This is a genomic window from Rhodospirillaceae bacterium (genome assembly GCA_016712715.1).
Taxonomy (GTDB): Bacteria; Pseudomonadota; Alphaproteobacteria; order Dongiales; family Dongiaceae; genus Dongia.
The window spans coordinates 728,334-745,245 of sequence record JADJQM010000002.1; the positions used below are offsets into that span (position 1 = coordinate 728,334).

At 64.5% G+C, this 16,912-nt stretch carries 13 protein-coding genes and 1 pseudogene; 1 reads left to right on the forward strand and 13 read right to left on the reverse strand.

The window, feature by feature from the left end:
• Positions 1–399 precede the first annotated feature (399 nt).
• A pseudogene (gene katG, locus IPK59_14185) lies at positions 400–2,589 on the forward strand (catalase/peroxidase HPI).
• A gap of 59 nt (positions 2,590–2,648) precedes the next feature.
• Here the strand turns inward: katG and IPK59_14190 are convergent.
• The 13 genes from IPK59_14190 to IPK59_14250 form a co-directional block, all read right to left on the reverse strand.
• A complete protein-coding gene (locus tag IPK59_14190) occupies positions 2,649–3,221 on the reverse strand; it encodes a chromate transporter (GenBank protein ID MBK8159856.1) in 573 nt (190 codons plus the stop codon).
• Between the two features lie 181 nt (positions 3,222–3,402).
• Complete coding sequence (locus tag IPK59_14195) at positions 3,403–3,975, reverse strand: chromate transporter (protein MBK8159857.1); 573 nt, start codon at positions 3,973–3,975, stop codon at positions 3,403–3,405.
• A complete protein-coding gene (locus IPK59_14200) occupies positions 3,972–4,793 on the reverse strand; it encodes a chromate resistance protein (GenBank protein ID MBK8159858.1) in 822 nt (273 codons plus the stop codon). Before IPK59_14200 ends, IPK59_14195 begins: the two co-directional genes overlap by 4 nt.
• Positions 4,794–4,889: 96 nt before the next feature.
• On the reverse strand, positions 4,890–6,692 hold the full coding sequence (sulP, locus tag IPK59_14205) for a sulfate permease (GenBank protein MBK8159859.1): 1,803 nt from the start codon (positions 6,690–6,692) through the stop codon (positions 4,890–4,892).
• Positions 6,693–6,702: 10 nt separating this feature from the next.
• On the reverse strand, positions 6,703–8,466 hold the full coding sequence (locus tag IPK59_14210; GenBank protein MBK8159860.1) for a TIGR01244 family phosphatase: 1,764 nt from the start codon (positions 8,464–8,466) through the stop codon (positions 6,703–6,705).
• 24 nt (positions 8,467–8,490) lie between these two features.
• A complete protein-coding gene (locus IPK59_14215; protein ID MBK8159861.1) occupies positions 8,491–9,366 on the reverse strand; it encodes an MBL fold metallo-hydrolase in 876 nt (291 codons plus the stop codon).
• Positions 9,367–9,462: 96 nt separating this feature from the next.
• Positions 9,463–9,786, reverse strand: a complete 324-nt coding sequence (locus IPK59_14220) for a helix-turn-helix transcriptional regulator (GenBank protein MBK8159862.1) — start codon at positions 9,784–9,786, stop codon at positions 9,463–9,465.
• A gap of 67 nt (positions 9,787–9,853) precedes the next feature.
• Positions 9,854–10,747 carry a LysR family transcriptional regulator gene (locus IPK59_14225; GenBank protein MBK8159863.1) on the reverse strand — a complete coding sequence of 298 codons (894 nt, stop codon included), beginning with the start codon at positions 10,745–10,747 and terminating at the stop codon, positions 9,854–9,856.
• A 21-nt stretch (positions 10,748–10,768) separates the two neighbouring features.
• Entirely contained in the window at positions 10,769–10,981 is a 213-nt protein-coding gene (locus IPK59_14230) for a formate dehydrogenase subunit delta (GenBank protein MBK8159864.1), read from the reverse strand.
• Between the two features lie 36 nt (positions 10,982–11,017).
• Positions 11,018–11,866: a formate dehydrogenase accessory sulfurtransferase FdhD gene (fdhD, locus tag IPK59_14235; GenBank protein MBK8159865.1), complete on the reverse strand. Its 849-nt coding sequence runs from the start codon at positions 11,864–11,866 to the stop codon at positions 11,018–11,020.
• A gap of 4 nt (positions 11,867–11,870) precedes the next feature.
• Positions 11,871–14,708 (reverse strand): formate dehydrogenase subunit alpha, encoded by a 2,838-nt coding sequence (gene fdhF / locus IPK59_14240; GenBank protein ID MBK8159866.1) that lies wholly within the window; start codon positions 14,706–14,708, stop codon positions 11,871–11,873.
• A gap of 7 nt (positions 14,709–14,715) precedes the next feature.
• Positions 14,716–16,275, reverse strand: coding sequence for an NADH-quinone oxidoreductase subunit NuoF (locus IPK59_14245; protein ID MBK8159867.1), 1,560 nt, complete (start codon positions 16,273–16,275; stop codon positions 14,716–14,718).
• On the reverse strand, positions 16,272–16,766 hold the full coding sequence (locus tag IPK59_14250; protein MBK8159868.1) for a formate dehydrogenase subunit gamma: 495 nt from the start codon (positions 16,764–16,766) through the stop codon (positions 16,272–16,274). Before IPK59_14250 ends, IPK59_14245 begins: the two co-directional genes overlap by 4 nt.
• Positions 16,767–16,912: the final 146 nt, after the last annotated feature.

Consider the following 16,912-nt stretch of genomic DNA (forward strand, 5'->3'; position numbering starts at 1 on the left):
TCGGGTCAACCCACGGATGTTTCCTCGGCGCGCCTGTTGGAGTGTCGACGCATTGATTTAATGCTGGGTTAATCGTCCGGGTTAATAAACACCGACAATGGTCGCAGGCCTGGGGTCGCAGGCCTGGGCTCGCAGGTCTGGGGTCGCAGGTCTGGGCTCGCGGTATGGGGTCGCAGGTCTGGGCTCGCGGTATGGAGGGGCCGACCGACGTCCTATTGTTCACCTGTACTGCAACAGGTGGGACCCGGGCCGCCCGCCACCCGGCCACCGCCTTGCCGGTTGATCGATTTTGTCCATGACCGGGCCCATGACAATCAATTTTACCGCCTTGCGCGATGGGGCCATGATGCGGGCCGTGACAGACAGTCGCCGGAACAAGCACATAAGGGAACCGCAGCCATGAATGACGTCAAAGCCGAGGGAAAATGCCCGTTCCATCCCGCTGCCGCCCGCGGCACGGCGAACAGCGATTGGTGGCCCAACCAGCTGCGCCTCGACATTCTCAACCAGCATTCGGCGCGCTCCGACCCGATGGGGCCGGAATTCGACTATGCCCAGGAATTCAAGAGCCTCGACCTCGAGGCGGTGAAGCAGGATCTGCGCGCGCTTATGACGCAGTCGCAGGATTGGTGGCCGGCGGATTTCGGCCATTACGGGCCGTTCTTCATCCGCATGGCCTGGCATAGCGCGGGCACCTACCGGATCGGCGACGGGTGTGGTGGCGCCGGGGGCGGGCAGCAGCGTTTCGCGCCGCTCAACTCCTGGCCGGACAATGTCAGCCTCGACAAGGCGCGCCGCCTGATCTGGCCGGTGAAGCAGAAATACGGCCGCAAGATCTCCTGGGCCGATCTCATCATCCTCACCGGCAACGTCGCGCTGGAATCGATGGGCTTCAAGACCTTCGGCTTCGGCGGCGGCCGCGCCGATGTGTGGGAGCCGGAAACCAATGTCTATTGGGGGTCCGAGACCGCCTGGCTGAAGGGCGACAAGCGCTATTCGGGCGAGCGGCAGCTGGAAGGGCATCTCGGTGCCGTGCAGATGGGCCTCATCTATGTCAATCCGGAAGGACCGGACGGCAACCCCGATCCGCTCGCCGCCGCCAAGGATATCCGCGAGACGTTCAAGCGCATGGCGATGGATGATGAGGAGACCGTGGCGCTGATCGCCGGCGGCCATACCTTCGGCAAGACCCATGGCGCCGGCCCCGCGAGCCATGTGGGTGCGGAACCGGAAGCAGCCGATCTCGAGCAGCAGGGCCTGGGGTGGAAAAGCAGCTATGGCAGCGGCGTCGGCGCCGATGCGATCACCAGCGGCCTCGAAGTCATCTGGACCTCGACGCCCACCAAATGGAGCAACAATTTCTTCTGGAACCTGTTCGGCTATGAATGGGAACTGACCAAGAGCCCGGCCGGCGCCCATCAATGGGTGCCCAAGGGCGGCGCCGGGGCGGGTTCGGTGCCGGATCCCTTCGACAAGAACAAGCGCCGGGCGCCGGCGATGCTCACCACCGATCTCGCGCTCAAGGTCGATCCCATCTACGAGAAGATCTCGCGGCGCTTCTATGAAGATCCGGATGCCTTTGCCGATGCGTTTGCGCGCGCCTGGTTCAAGCTCACCCATCGCGACATGGGGCCGCGCGTCCGTTATCTGGGGCCGGAGGTGCCGGCCGAGGAACTGATCTGGCAGGACCCGGTGCCGGCGGTCGATCACAAGCTGATCGACGACAAGGATGCCGCGGATCTGAAAGCCAAGGTGCTCGCCTCGGGTCTCACCATCGGCGAATTGGTCGGGACCGCCTGGGCCTCGGCTTCGACCTTCCGCGGCTCCGACAAGCGGGGTGGTGCCAATGGCGCGCGTATCCGCCTTGAGCCCCAGAAGAATTGGGACGCCAATCAGCCGGCGCAGCTTGCCAAGGTGCTGAAGGTCCTGGAAGACATCCAGGCCGAGTTCAACAAAGCGGCTGGCGGCAAGAAGATCTCGCTGGCCGATCTCATCATCCTTGCCGGCAATGCTGGCGTGGAAGCGGCGGCGAAGAAGGCCGGGCATCATGTGACCGTGCCTTTCACGGCCGGCCGCACCGATGCGACCCAGGAACAGACCGATGTCGAAGCCTTTACGGTGCTGGAACCCATCGCCGACGGTTTCCGCAACTACCAGAAGGGTTAGCTCGGATCGGCGGCAAAGCATCTGCTGGTCGACAAGGCCAATCTGCTGACGCTGACGGCGCCGGAACTCACCGTGCTGGTGGGTGGCCTGCGCGTGCTGGGCGCCAATGTCGGCGGCGCGCAGCATGGTGTCTTCACCAGGCGGCCGGAGAGCTTGACCAACGACTTCTTCGTCAACCTCCTCGACATGGGCATGCAGTGGAAGGCGGTCTCGGAGGCAAAGGAGCTCTTTGAGGGCAGCGACCGCAAGACCGGCGAGGTCAGATGGACCGGGACCCGCGTCGACCTGGTGTTCGGTTCGAATTCCGTGCTCCGGGCGCTGGCCGAAGTCTATGGCAGCGCCGATGCGGAAAAGAAGTTCGTAGAGGATTTCGTGGCGGCCTGGGTGAAGGTCATGAACCTCGACCGCTTCGATCTCGCCTGAGTTTCGGTCTGTCTTTGCAGCAAGGGGGCGACCGACCGGTCGCCCCCTTTTTCACGATTCTATATCAGCCTGAGTGCGACACCGCAGGCCGAGGCGAAGGCCAGGGTGCCGAACACGCCGAGTTGCAAGCGGAACAAGGCGATGGCTGCGAGCAGGGACAAGGCGGCGGCCGCAGGATCGATGCTGGCCGGCACCGGCAGGTCGACCGTGAGCGGCCCCATTTTGACCGTCTCCTGCGCGGTGAAGATCACATGGAGCGCGAACCACAGCGCCAGGTTGGCGATGACGCCGACCACGGCCGCGGTGACGGCGGCAAGGCCGCCAGCCAGCAACCGGCTGCCTTGCATCTTCTCGATCCAGGGGGCGCCCAGAAAGACGAAGGCGAAACAGGGCGCAAAGGTGACCCACAGCGTGATCAGCGCCCCGGCCAGCGCGCCCGGCACGCCGCCGTCGCGAAAGCCGGCGAGGAAGCCCACGAATTGCAGCACCAGGATGAGCGGCCCGGGCGTGGTCTCGGCGAGGCCCAGGCCGGTCAGCATCTCGGCCGAGGTCAGCCAGCCATAGGTTGCGACCGCATCCTGTGCCACATAGGCCAGCACCGCATAGGCGCCACCCATCGTCACCACCGCCATCTTGGAAAAAAAGGCGGCGATATCGCCATAGGTCCCGCCGACGAGGAAGATGAGGATCAGCGCCGGCACCAGCCACAGGATGAGGGCGCCGAGGCCGGCCCATCTTGCACCGCGCGCCAGTTCCTGCGCGCGGCCCGGTTCACGCAACAGCAACCCGTCGATGAGCGCCGGTGCATCCCTGTCATCCGCGTCGTGCCAGCGATGGGTGAAGGCGCGGGAAGAGGAGGCCGATCAGCCCCGCGCCGATCACCACCAGCGGGAACGGAATCTTGAGCAGGAACAGGCCGATGAAAGCGGCAGCGGCCATCGCATAGGCCGCACGGCCCTTGAGCGCGCGCCGGCCGATACGCAGCAGGGCCTCGACCACCAGCACCAGCACCGCGCATTTGAGGCCGAAGAACAGGCCCGCCATCAGCGGCAGATGCCCCAGCAGCACGAAGGCGAGCGAGAGCGCCAGCATGACCAGGGCGCCCGGCAGGATGAAGAGGAGGCCCGCGGCGAGGCCCCCCTTCACGCCATGCATCAGCCAGCCGAGATAGGTCGCAAGCTGCTGGGCTTCAGGCCCCGGCAGCAGGGTGCAGAAATTGAGCGCGTGGAGGAAGCGCCGCTCCCCCACCCAGCGCAACTCATCGACCACTACCTTGTGCATGAGGGCGATCTGCCCGGCCGGTCCGCCGAAGGAGAGCAGGCCGATCTTCAGCCAGACGCGGAGCGCCGTGCCGAATGACGGCAGGCTCGAGTGATGATCGCTCATGCGTCACGGGGTCCTGCATTGGGCCAGTTATGCGCTTCCGCCACGGCATCGCGGCACCAGCGATAGAAGGCATCGTAGAGCGCCATGGTGGCATCCAATTGCGCGAGATCGTCGCGGTACATGCGCGAGAAGCCGAGTGAGGCCGCGAGCAGCCCGGCCGATTGCGGGCTGAGGTCGAGCCGGTCGGTATCGGCGCCGCGTACGATCGTGGCGAGGCGCGCGAGCGGCGCGGCATCGAGGCCGAACTCCTGCAGCATGACGTCGAAGCTGCACATCTCGCCGCGATGGCTCCAGAACACGCCGTCGATGTCGAAGGGGGTGGCGTTGAAGCGCTCGGCCACCGCCAACACTTCCGATTGCGCGACATAGAGAAAGATCGCGTCGCGGTCGATGAAGCGGCGGATGAGCCAGGGGCAGGCGATGCGGTCGATCTTGGGCCTGGCGCGGGTGACCCAGACGGTGCGGCCATCGGCCTTTCGCGCCGGCAAGGCCGCATCGCGCAGCAGCGGGCCGCCTGCGGCGACCCAGGCTTCGTGGCCACCTTCCAAACTCTCGGCGGGAATGCCGGCCTGGCGCAGCCAGGCGGCGACGCCCTGGCTCAGCTTCAGGCCGCGCTGGCAGGTGACGATGGCTGTCTTGCCGGCGAAATCCGGTGCCCAATCGGCAACTGTCCGATAGTCGCGCCGGATCGCGGTCGGGACCGAGCGCGGGTCGCTCGCATAATCCTCATCGTCGCGCACATCGATGATGATCGGCGCATCGGGCAGACCGATGCGGCGGGAAAGCTGGGCGGTGGTGATGCTGTCGGGGCCGGCCATGGACGTCCACTCCTAAACGGGAGACAGGACGCGATGCTCTAGCCAAGGCCTCACGGGGCGATCGCGGTCAACCCCTTGAAGCACATCTTGCAGATTCTAGGCGACGCCTGTCAAGGGCGCGCCGATGCTGGGCTCACTCAGCGGACAGGGGCTGCCATCGGCGCGTTTGCCGGTGAGGAGTGCGGGATCGAGCGCGCTCAAAGCCGCGAACTGGCTGAGGAAGATCTGCCCGCCGCCCTTCCGCAGATGGTCGAGGAAGTCGCTGCGGCGGAGCGCATCCATGACCGGGCCTTTCACCTCGGAGAGATGGAACACGGCGCCGGCATCCTTCAGGCGATGCTGGATCGCTTCCAGGCTTTCGAGCGCACTGGCATCGATGAGGTTGACCGCCGGGCACATCAGCACGACATGGCGCAGGGCCGGGTGCGCCGCGATCTCGGCATAGATGCGGTCCTCAAGCGCGCGGGCATTGGCGAAATAGAGGCTCTCATCGACGCGGATGCTGAGCACCGTGTCGCTCACCAGCACTGGGTGGCGCTCAACATTGCGGAAATGCTCGGTCCCGGGCACCAGGCCCACGATCGCGACATGGGGCCGGCTGGTGCGCCACAGGAACAGCACCAGCGACAGCACCACGCCGGTGAGGATGCCGGGTTCGACGCCGACGCCCAGCACCACGATCATGGTCGCGGCCATGGCGCTGAAATCGTGGCGCGAGTAACGCCAGACGCGCGGCAGGGCGCCAAGATCGACCAGCGACAGCACAGCGACGATGATGGTGGCGGCCAGCACCGCCTGCGGCAGGAAGTGAAAGAGCGGGGTCAGCAGAAGTGCGGTGAGCAGGATGCCGAGCGCCGTCAGGCCACCGGCCAAAGGCGTCTCGGCGCCAGCATCGAAATTGACGACCGAGCGGGCAAAGCCGCCGGTCACCGGAAAGCCGCCGGTGAAGGCCGCGGCGAGATTAGCGGCGCCGAGGCCCATCAGCTCATTGTCGGGCGTGATGCGCTGGCGACGCTTGGCGGCCAATGTCTGGGCAACCGAAATCGATTCGACGAAGCCCACCAGGCTGAGGAGCAGCGCACCACCCAGCAGCGACGACCAGAGATCGGCGTCGAAGCGCGGGATGGTGAGCGGCGGCAAGCCTTGCGGAATAGCGCCGACGATCTTGACGCCCTGGCTGTCGAGGGCGAAGAGCGCGACACTCACGGTCGAGACGATGACGGCCGCCACCGGTCCCGCCTTGGCAATCACATCGGCCATGCGCGGACCGAGACCGGTTTTGATCAGCAGCGGCTTCAGTGATTTGCGGACCCAGAACAGGAAGCCGGTGGCGCTCACGCCGATGATGAGGGTGGGTATATTGACGGCGCCCAATTGCGACGCGAGGGCCTCGGCAATTTCCGGCAATGTGTCGCCGCCGGCCTTCAGGCCCAGGATATGTTTCAACTGGCTGGCGGCGATGAGAATGCCGGACGCGCTGATGAAGCCGGAGATGACGGAGTGGCTGAGGAAGTTGGAGAGAAAGCCCAAACGCAGCACCGCCATCGCCACGAGGATCAGACCGGAGAGGAAGGCCAGCACGAGCGCTGCTTCGATGTAGAGCGGCGAGCCGGGTGCCGCGATCTTGGCGGCCGCTGCCGCCGTCATCAGCGAGATGACGGCGACCGGCCCCACGGCCAGCGTACGGCTGGTGCCGAAGATGCCATAGGCGATCAAGGGCAGGATGCTGGCATAGAGGCCGATATAAGGCGGTAGTCCCGCCAGCATCGCATAAGCGAGGCTCTGCGGGATGAGCATGATGGTGACGATGACGGCCGCCACCGCATCATTGCCGAACATCTGCGCGTTATACTGCCGCGCCCAGATGATCGAGGGCAGCCATTGCTCCAGGCGGGACATGCTCTTGTGCCTATTTGCGCGGCGGGACGGCGCTGGGATCGACGCAGGCAGCGGCCGCTTCATGGGCCTGGGGCTGATGCGGCAGGATGGTCGGCGTCGCCAGCCATTCGCGCCCCTTCAGCATGAGGTCGAAATAGAGCCAGGGCAGCAGCGAGACCTTGGCGAACCAGGCGCTCCAGCGCGGCTTGGTGGAATCCCACGGGAAGCTCGGCAGCAATTTGCCGCCATAGCCGAACTCCGCCATGATCACCTTGCCGCGTTCGACGGTGAGCGGGCAGGAACCATAGCCGTCATAGATCGCGCGCGGGTTCTTGCCGTCGATGATGGCGAGCACATTTTCGGCCACGATCGGTGCCTGCTTGCGGATGGCGGCGGCCGTCTTGGCGTTGGGCGTCGAACCGGCATCGCCCAGGGCAAAGACATTGCCGAAGGATTTGTGGCGCAGGGTCTCGGGGTCGACATCGACCCAGCCGGCGCCGTCGGCCAGGGGCGAGTTGCGGATGAAGGCGGGGGCTGATTGCGGCGGCACGACATGGATCATGTCGAAGCTCTTGGTCACGCGATCGACCGAGCCGTCTTCCTGCTTCACCTCGAACACCGCCATCCGATTGGGGCCGTCGATCGATTTCAGATTGCTGTTGAAGGCGAGGTCGGCGCCGTAGCGCGCGACATACTTCATCAGCGGCGGGACGTAATCCTTGACGCCGAACAGCACGCCGCCCGCATTGTTGAACTCGACCTTGATGTTCTTGAGGACGCGTTGCTTCTCCCAGAAGCTGCATGAGAGATACATGGCCTTCTGCGGGGCGCCGGCGCATTTGATCGGCATCGGCGGCTGGGTGAAGAGCGCGGTGCCGCCCTTCATGCCCTGCACCAGTTCCCAGGTATAGGGGGCAAGGTCGAACTGATAATTGGAGGTGACGCCGTTTCGGCCCAGCGTTTCCTTGAGGCCCTCGATGAGATCCCAGCGCAGCTCAAGGCCGGGGGCGGCGATCAGGGTCGAATAGCCGATCGGCGTGCCGTCCTCGAGCAGCACGGCATTGCCGGCGGGTTCAAATTTGGCGACCGCCGCCTTGATCCAGTCGACGCCCTCGGGGATGCAATCCGCCATCGGGCGCGAGGTCTTGCGGCGGTCGAACACGCCGCCGCCGACCAGGGTCCAGCCGGGCTGGTAATAATGCGTGTCCTTGGGCTCGATGATGGCGATCTTGAGCGTGGGGCGGCGGCGCAGGAGGCTCGCCGAGACGGCACAGCCGGCGGCGCCACCGCCGACCACGACCACGTCGAAGCTCTTGGCTGGCCTTGCCGGCGCGCCGATGGCGCCGCTGCTGATCGTGCCGCTGTCGCCGGCCAGCCAGCGTGCCTCGAGGCGCGGTCGCAGCGGGTTGAGGTCGTAGCCCGCATCGGCCGCGACCCCGATGATGACGGCCGGATCAAGACGAGAGGCTTCGGTCAACGCCCACAAGGTGGTCGTGCGCGTGCCGGTGCGGCAGAAGGCGAAGACCGGCCCGCGCAGGTCGCGCAGGGCGGCGCGGAACGCCTCGATATCGGCCTCGGTCACCTGACCGGAGATGACGGGAATGTGGCGATAGGCAAGGCCATGTCGCTTGGCCGCTGCTTCAAGCTCGGCGGAGCCCGGCTGATCGTCGCCTTCGCGGTCCGGCCGGTTGTTGATGATGGCGTGATAGCCGCGCGCGGCCAGCGTGCCGATATCGGCCTCGCTGATCTGGGGGGCGACCGAGAGGAAAGGCGTCAGGCGGCGGAGATGTTCCATGGCATCGATCCTTTGCGGCGAGGGTCAGAGCGCGTTGATGGGCAGCTTCAGATAGGAAACGCCATTGTCCTCGGCCGGCGGCATGTGGCCGGCGCGCATGTTCACCTGCACCGAGGGCAGGATGAGGCGCGGCATGTCGAGCTTGGCATCGCGCGCCTTCCGCATGGCGACGAATTCGTCCTCGCTCTTGCCAGCGCCGACATGGATGTTGTTGTGCTTCTCGGCACCGACCGTGGTTTCCCAGACATAGTCGGTGCGGCCCGTGGGCAGGTAATCGTGGCACATGAAGAGGCGCGTGCTCTCGGGCAGGGCGAAGATCTTCTGGATCGAGCGGTAGAGGATGCGCGCATCGCCGCCGGGGAAGTCGCAGCGCGCGGTGCCGTAATCCGGCATGAACAAAGTGTCGCCGACAAAGCCAGCATCGCCGATGAGATAGGTCATGCAGGCCGGCGTGTGGCCGGGCGTGTGCATGGCTTTGGCTTCGATCGAGCCCAGCTTGAAGGTCTCGCCATCCTTCAGCAGCCGGTCGAACTGGCGACCGTCGCGCGCGAACTCGGTGCCGGCGTTGAAGACCTTGCCGAACACGTTCTGGATGGTGACGATCTCGAAGCCGATGGCGAGCCGGCCGCCGACCTTTTCCTTGAGGTAGGGAGCGGCCGAGAGATGGTCGGCATGGACATGGGTTTCCAGCAGCCATTCGACCGTGACGCCCTTTTCCTTCACATAGGCGATGAGGGCATCGGCGGATTTCGTGCTGGTGCGGCCGGAGGGTGCATCGAAATCGAGCACGGAATCGACGATCGCCGCCTTCTTGGTGGCCGGATCGATGACGACATAACTGACGGTGAAGGTCTCGGGATCGAAGAAGCCCTTCACATCGGGGCGCGTATTGGCGGTCATGTGGCGTCTCCTCCTGGATGTCGATTGTCGTGCTTCGGTTTTCCACCGAATCAGTGTTAAATCTTGCAGGTCTTTCAGAGGCTTACGACGCCCCTGTCAGCCCTGTTCGGGACCCTCTTCGCAAAAGGGCTGGCAATAGGTCGCGTAGAGAAATTCGATCAGCTTGCGCACATCGACGCGGTCGAGGGCATAGAGCATGTTCTGTCCGTCGCGCCGCGCACTGACGATGCCGTCCTTGCGCAGCAGGGCCAGCTGTTGCGACACGGCCGGTTCCTTCATGTCGATGAGGCGCGCCAACTCCGAAACCGAGCGCTCCTGCTCCACCAGCTGGCAGAGGATCAGCAGCCGCTTGGGGTTGCCGAGCGACTTCATCAGCTCGCTCACCTTGTCAGCCGTCTCGAGAAGATCTTGTACCTGCATATCTGCCGATCTCTGCAATTATGCAGGCAAGTACAAGAGATTTCGCCTGCGCCATCCTGACGCAGGTCTATCTGGCGTCGTTAAAGCCCGGAAATTGCATGGAAAAGAGGGCAAGGCTGATGGGCGAGAGGGGCTCGCGGTCGGGGACGACCAGGCCCACCTGGCGGCTGATATCGGGTTCGGTGAGGTCGAGGGCCACGGCACCCGATGGCATGCCCAGGACCTGGATCAGGGATTTGGGCACGATGCTGGAGAGGCGGCCGGAGCGCACATGGGCGCAGAGATTGACCACGGAATTGGTCTCGAGCTGCGGGCGGGGGCTGCAATCCAGCGATTTGAAGATGGCGTCGATGATGCGCCGGTTCTGCATGTTTGGGGTGAGCAGGCAAAGCGGCAGTTCCGCCGCTTGGCGCCAGGTGGCGACCCGCGCGGTGCCCAGGGGGCCATGCTCCGGCGTCAGCAGCACATAGCGCTCGGTGTAAAGCGGGCGCTGCAATACGCCCTTCAGCGGCTCGGATTCGAGATAGGTGATGCCGGCCTCGAGCTCAAAATGATCGATGCCCTGCTGGATCTCGGCCGAGCTTGTCGACCAGACGGTGACGCGCACCTGCGGGTGGCGGTCGTAAAGCGGGTCGGTGACGAGGGGCACCAGAGGCAGCGCCGAGGGAATGACGCCGAGGCGCAGCGTGCCGGTCAAGGACCGCTTGGCGTTCTGGATGCCCTGGCGGAGTGAATCATAGTCGGAGAGGATGCGCCGCGCCCAGAGCAGCACCTCCTGGCCCTCCGGCGTGAAGCCCTTGAAGCGCTTGTCGCGATCGACCAGGGGGACACCGAGTTCCTCCTCGAGCTGCTTGATCGCGGTCGAGAGGGCCGGCTGCGTGATGTTGCAGGCGGCAGCGGCGCGGGCGAAATGCCGCTCGCGGGCAAGGGCTGCGAGATAGACGAGCTGGCGCACGAGCATGCTAGCTCCGGCGCCGCCTGGTCACGCGCTCTTCGACAGATTGGGTTGCGTTTCAGCAAGATGCTGCAGGGCCTTCAAGGCGATCGGCTTCAGCCCGGCGCCGCCGGCGTTGAGATGCGCGAAGATGCCCTGGCGCAGGCGCGGGTCCCAGAATTTGTGGATATGGACCGAGACGCCTTCGACGGCTTCGGCTTCCGGATAGCTCTGGAAGAAATCGGCAATCTGGTTGGCCATCGAGACGAGGCGGTCATTGTTCACGGCCGGAAACTCCTAAAGCGAAATGCGTTCTGGATGGGTGACGGCAAGCGCGCTGTCGTCGCGCGCCAAGGCGAGCAAGGTGATGCCGGCCTCGTCGGCGGTGCGCCGCGCCATCAGGGTCGGCGCCGAGACGGAAACCAGGATGGGCATGCCGGCGATGACCGCCTTCTGCACCATCTCGACCGAGCAGCGGCTGGTGATGACGCAGAAGCCGCGCGTGGGATCGAGGCCCGATCCCATGACCGCGCCGATCAATTTGTCGAGCGCGTTGTGGCGGCCGACATCCTCGCGCACCAGCAGCAGCTTGCCATCCCGGTCGCAGAAGGCCGCGGCATGGAGCGCATAGGCCTGGGCATTGTAGGTCTGCGCCGCGGGCAAAGAGGCCAGGGCATGCTTGATCGCGCCAAGTGAAATCTTCGTATCGGCCGCGACCTTGGGCAGATCGCGCGCCACGGCTTCCAAACTGTCGAGGCCGCAGAGGCCGCAGCCGGTGCGCCCGGCGATGGTGCGGCGGCGCTCCTTCAAGCGCCAGAAGGAGCCGGGGGCGAGATCGATGATGAGCTCGATGCCCTTCGCGTGCGGGATCGCCTCGACACCGCGGATCTCGGATGATTGCTCGATGATGCCTTCGCTCAAGGAGAAACCGCGGGCGAAATCCTCGAGGTCGGCGGGGCTCGCCATCATCACGGCATGAGAGACGCCGTTATAGACGAGGGCCACCGGCACCTCCTCCGCCAGCATGTCGAGCCGGTCGAGGACGGTGCCGTCATAACGCAGCTGTTGCAGCTTCACAGGCATCACCACCGGCGGCATGTCGGCCACCGGTGGTTCGCTGTTGTCCTGCTTCAGGCGCTTGTCCATCGGTCTATTCGGCTGCCTTGTGGATGCGGCGGGTGGCGTCGCGGAACAAGGCGTTTTCGCGCTGCCATTCCGATTGATGGTTGGAGAGCCGCACCTCGACCGCCGTCACCTTGTATTCCGGGCAATTGGTCGCCCAGTCGGAGAAGTCGGTGGTGATGACGTTGGCGCCGGTGCCGACATGGTGGAAGGTGGTGTAGACCACGCCGGGCTGCATGCGTTCGGAGATGACGGCTTTCAAGCTCGTCTCGCCGACGCGGCTCACCACCGCCACATTGTCGCCGTCGCGGATGCCGCGCTGCTCGGCGTCATGGGCGTGGATCTCCAGCACGTCCTCGGGATGCCAGGCGACATTCTCGGTCCGTCGTGTCTGCGCGCCGACATTGTACTGGCTCAAAATTCGGCCCGTGGTGAGGATGAGCGGGAAGCGCGGTCCCACCCGTTCCTCGGTCGGCACGAATTCGGTGATCATGAAGCGGCCAAGCCCACGCACGAACTTGTCGATATGCATGGTAGGCGTGCCTTCGGGTGCCGCGTCATTGCAGGGCCATTGGATCGAGCCCAGCTCCTCGAGGCGCTTGTAGGAGACACCCTTGAAGGTGGGGGTGAGGCGCGCGATCTCGTCCATGATCTCGGACGGATGCGTGTAGTCCATCTTGTAGCCCAGCGCGTTGCTGAGCATCATGGTCACTTCCCAATCGGCATAGCCCGGCATCGGCGGGATGGCCTGGCGCACCATGTTGATGCGGCGTTCGGCATTGGTGAAGGTGCCGTCCTTCTCCAGGAACGTGGTGCCCGGCAGGAAGACATGGGCGTAGTTCGCGGTCTCGTTCAGGAAAATGTCCTGGACGACCACGCATTCCATCGCCTCGAGGCCGGCGGTCACATGCTTGGTGTTGGGATCGGACTGCGCGATGTCCTCACCCTGGATGTAGATGCCCATGAAGGTGCCGTCGACGGCGGCATCCAGCATGTTGGGAATGCGCAAGCCCGGTTCCGGATCCAGCGTCACACCCCAGGCCGCTTCGAACTGGTGGCGCACGGCATCGGTTGCGATATGGCGGTAGCCCGGCAGTTCATGGGGGAACGAGCCCATGTCGCAGGAGCCTTGCACATTGTTCTGCCCGCGCAGGGGATTCACGCCGGCGCCGACATGGCCGATATTGCCGGTCGCCATGGCGAGGTTGGCCATGCCCATGACCATGGTCGAGCCCTGGCTGTGCTCGGTGACGCCGAGGCCGTAATAAATGGCGGCGTTCTTGACACTGGCATAGAGGCGCGCTGCGGCACGGACGTCGGCTGCCTTCACGCCGGTATACTTCTCCATTTCCTCCGGCGCATGGCGCTTGTCGGAGACGAAGTCGCGACAGCGGTTGAATTCCATCATGTCGCAACGCTCGGCGACATAGTCTTCCTGCACCAGCCCCTCGGTCACGATGACATGGGCGATGGCGTTGATCATGGCGACATTGGTGCCGGGCTTGAGCGGCAGGTGGTATTGCGCCTGGATATGCGGCGACTTCACCAGATCGATGCGGCGGGGATCGATGACGATGAGCTTGGCGCCCTGGCGCAGGCGCTTCTTGAGATGGCTCGCGAAGACCGGATGGCCGTCGGTCGGGTTGGCGCCGATCACCATCACGACATCAGCTTCGCGCACCGAATCGAAATTCTGCGTACCGGCCGAGGTGCCAAGGGTGGTCGAGAGGCCGTAGCCGGTCGGGCTGTGGCAGACGCGGGCGCAGGTGTCGACATTGTTCGTGCCGAAGGCCGCGCGAATGAGCTTCTGCACAAGATAGGTTTCTTCATTGGTGCAGCGCGAGCTGGTGATGCCGCCAACCGAGGTGCGGCCGTATTTCTTCTGGATGCGCTTGAATTCGGAAGCCGCGTGGTTGATCGCCTCCTCCCAGGTGACTTCCGTCCAGGGGTCGGTGATCTTGGCGCGGATCATCGGCTTGGTGATGCGGTCCTGATGCGTGGTGTAGCCCCAGGCGAAACGGCCCTTGACGCAGGAATGGCCGTGATTGGCCTGGCCGTCCTTGTAGGGGACCATGTTGACGACTTCGGTGCCGCGCAGCTCGGCCTTGAAGGAGCAGCCGACACCGCAATAGGCGCAGGTGGTGACGACCGAATGTTCCGGCTGGCCGGCCTCGATGATGGTCTTTTCCATGAGCGTCGCCGTGGGGCAGGCCTGCACGCAGGCACCACAGGAGACGCATTCGGAGCCGAGGAAATCTTCCTTCTGGCCGGCCGAGACGGTGGAAGCAAAGCCGCGGCTGTCGATGGTGAGGGCGAAGGTCCCCTGCACTTCCTCGCAGGCGCGCACGCAGCGCGAGCAGACGATGCATTTCGAGGCGTCGAAGGTGAAATAGGGATTGCTCTCATCCTTCTGGGCATCCAGATGATTGGCGCCCTTGAAGCCGTAGCGCACATCGCGAAGGCCCACGACGCCCGCCATGTCCTGCAATTCGCAATTGCCGTTGGCGGGGCAGGTCAGGCAATCCAGCGGATGGTCGGAGATATAGAGTTCCATGATGTTGCGGCGGAGCTTGGCGAGCTTGCCGGTCTGGGTCCAGACCTTGAGCCCGTTCTCGACCGGTGTCGTGCAGGAAGCGGGCGTTCCCCTGCGACCCTCGATCTCGACCGCGCAAAGCCGGCAGGAGCCGAAGGCCTCAATGCTGTCGGTCGCGCAGAGCTTCGGCACCTTGGTGCCCATCTCGGCCGCGGCGCGCATGATCGAGGTGCCCTCGGGCACCGTCACGTCCTGGCCGTCGATGGTGAGCGTCACCAGCTTGGTGGAGAGGCGGATCGGCGTCCCGTAATCGGTTTCTTGGATCAGCATGATCTATCTCCTACTCAGCCGCCGCTTGGGCGTGCGGGCGGTTGAAATCTTCCGGGAAGTGGCGGATGGCGCTTTGCACGGGGAACGGCGTCAGGCCGCCCAGCGCACAGAGCGAACCATCCAGCATGGTGTCGCAAAGGTCGGCCAGCAGCTCCATGTTCTTCTGCCGGTTCTCACCATGGCGGATGCGGTCGATGACTTCGACGCCGCGGGTCGAGCCGATGCGGCAGGGCGTGCACTTGCCACAGGATTCGATGGCGCAGAATTCCATGGCAAAGCGCGCCTGGAGCGAGAGATCGACACTGTCGTCAAAGACGACAATGCCGCCATGGCCCAGCATGCCCTTGGCAGCGGCCATCGCTTCGTAATCGAGCGGCGTATCGAGGAGCGCATCCGGGAAATAGGCGCCCAAGGGACCACCCACCTGCACCGCGCGGAGCGGCCTGCCGGTGGCGGTCCCGCCGCCGAATTCCTCGATCACCTGGCGCAAGGTGATGCCGAAGGCTTTCTCGACCAGGCCGCCATGGCGGATATTGCCGGCGAGCTGCAACGGCATCGTGCCGCGTGAACGGCCCATGCCGTAATCCTTGTAGAACGTCGCCCCCTTGTCGAGGATGGTCGGCACCGCCACGAAGGAGAGCACGTTGTTGATGACGGTGGGTTTGCCGAACAGGCCCTTGATGGCGGGAAGCGGCGGCTTTGCGCGCACCATGCCGCGCTTGCCCTCGAGGCTTTCCAGCAGCGAGGTTTCCTCGCCGCAGATATAGGCGCCGGCGCCTAAGCGCAGTTCGAGATCGAAGGCCTTGCCAGAGCCCATCACGTCGGGGCCGAGATAGCCCTTGCGGTTGGCGGCGACAATGGCTTTTTCGAGTTGCCGGTAGGCGTCGGGATATTCGCTGCGGATATAGATGAAGCCCTTGGTGGCACCCACAGCCAAGCCGGCGATGGTCATGCCTTCCACCAGCAGGAAGGGATCGCCCTCCATGATCATGCGGTCGGCGAAGGTGCCGCTGTCGCCCTCATCGGCATTGCAGACGATGTATTTCTGATCCGACTCAAGGCCCAGCACCGTCTTCCACTTGATACCGGTCGGGAAGCCGGCGCCACCGCGACCGCGCAGGCCGGATTCCGTGACGGCGTCGACGATGGCAGCACCCTGCAGGCGCACGGCGTTCTTCAGGCCGCGATAGCCCTCATGGGCGATGTAATCCTCGATGTCGGTCGGATCGATGATGCCGCAGCGCGCGAAGGTCAGGCGCTCCTGGTTCTTCAAGTACGGAATCTCTTCCGGCTTGCCGAGGTAGAGCGGGTGCTTCTTGTCGCCGTGGAGGAAATTGTCGGCGAGGAGGCCTGGGACATCGCCCGCCGTCACCGGGCCATAAGCGATTCGGCCTTCGGGCGTCACCACTTCCAGCATCGGCTCCAGCCAGAAGAGACCACGGCTGCCGTTGCGGATGATGGTGAGATCGAGCTTGCGGGCAAGGGCCTCGACCTTCAGCGCATGTTCGACCTCGTCGGCGCCCAAGGCGAGGGCGGCTGAATCGCCGGGGAGATAAAGGGTGATGCTCATGAACGCTTCTCCGCGATGAGGGCGTCGAAACGCTGTGGTGTCACGCGGCCGTGCAGTTTGCCGTCGATGCTCATGGCCGGCGAACAGGCGCAGAGGCCGAGGCAATAGACCGCCTCGACGGTGAAGACCTTGTCGGGCGTGGTTTCGCCCATCGCGACACGCAGATGCCGTTTCACATGCTCCTCGAGATCGCGGCCCGCCATCGACTGGCAGGCTTCGGCGCGGCAGATCTTGATGACATGGCGGCCGGCAGGTTCCTTGCGGAAGTCATGATAGAAGGTGAGCACGCCATGAACCTCGGCGCGGCTCAAATTGAGCTCCTCGGCGATCACCGGGACAACGCTGGCATCGACATAGCCGAATTCGTCGTTGAGGGCGTGGAGGATGGGCATGAGCGCGCCATCCAGGCTCTTCTTCTCCTGGACGATGCTCAAGGCGGCATCGTTATCCCAGGATCTCGCGGGGGAATTCGCGGCGGCTAATCCCGACATTGGCTTTCTCTCTCCCGACGGCCGGATCACAATTGGCCTTTGGTGTAAGGCGGAAGTGCCGGCTTTGGTGTCTTGAAAACGACATGGGATCAGTAATCCACAACCGAAGGCCGGGATTCAAATCGCTCTCTATTATGATCTGATAA

Coding starts and splice junctions, on each gene's coding strand:
- IPK59_14190 (MBK8159856.1), bottom strand. CDS start 3,221: ATGGCGGTGGTGACGATGGGTGGCGCCTATGCGGTGCTGGCCTATGTG.
- IPK59_14195 (MBK8159857.1), bottom strand. CDS start 3,975: ATGAGCGATCATCACTCGAGCCTGCCGTCATTCGGCACGGCGCTCCGC.
- IPK59_14200 (MBK8159858.1), bottom strand. CDS start 4,793: ATGGCCGGCCCCGACAGCATCACCACCGCCCAGCTTTCCCGCCGCATC.
- sulP (MBK8159859.1), bottom strand. CDS start 6,692: ATGTCCCGCCTGGAGCAATGGCTGCCCTCGATCATCTGGGCGCGGCAG.
- IPK59_14210 (MBK8159860.1), bottom strand. CDS start 8,466: ATGGAACATCTCCGCCGCCTGACGCCTTTCCTCTCGGTCGCCCCCCAG.
- IPK59_14215 (MBK8159861.1), bottom strand. CDS start 9,366: ATGACCGCCAATACGCGCCCCGATGTGAAGGGCTTCTTCGATCCCGAG.
- IPK59_14220 (MBK8159862.1), bottom strand. CDS start 9,786: ATGCAGGTACAAGATCTTCTCGAGACGGCTGACAAGGTGAGCGAGCTG.
- IPK59_14225 (MBK8159863.1), bottom strand. CDS start 10,747: ATGCTCGTGCGCCAGCTCGTCTATCTCGCAGCCCTTGCCCGCGAGCGG.
- IPK59_14230 (MBK8159864.1), bottom strand. CDS start 10,981: ATGGCCAACCAGATTGCCGATTTCTTCCAGAGCTATCCGGAAGCCGAA.
- fdhD (MBK8159865.1), bottom strand. CDS start 11,866: ATGGACAAGCGCCTGAAGCAGGACAACAGCGAACCACCGGTGGCCGAC.
- IPK59_14245 (MBK8159867.1), bottom strand. CDS start 16,275: ATGAGCATCACCCTTTATCTCCCCGGCGATTCAGCCGCCCTCGCCTTG.
- IPK59_14250 (MBK8159868.1), bottom strand. CDS start 16,766: ATGTCGGGATTAGCCGCCGCGAATTCCCCCGCGAGATCCTGGGATAAC.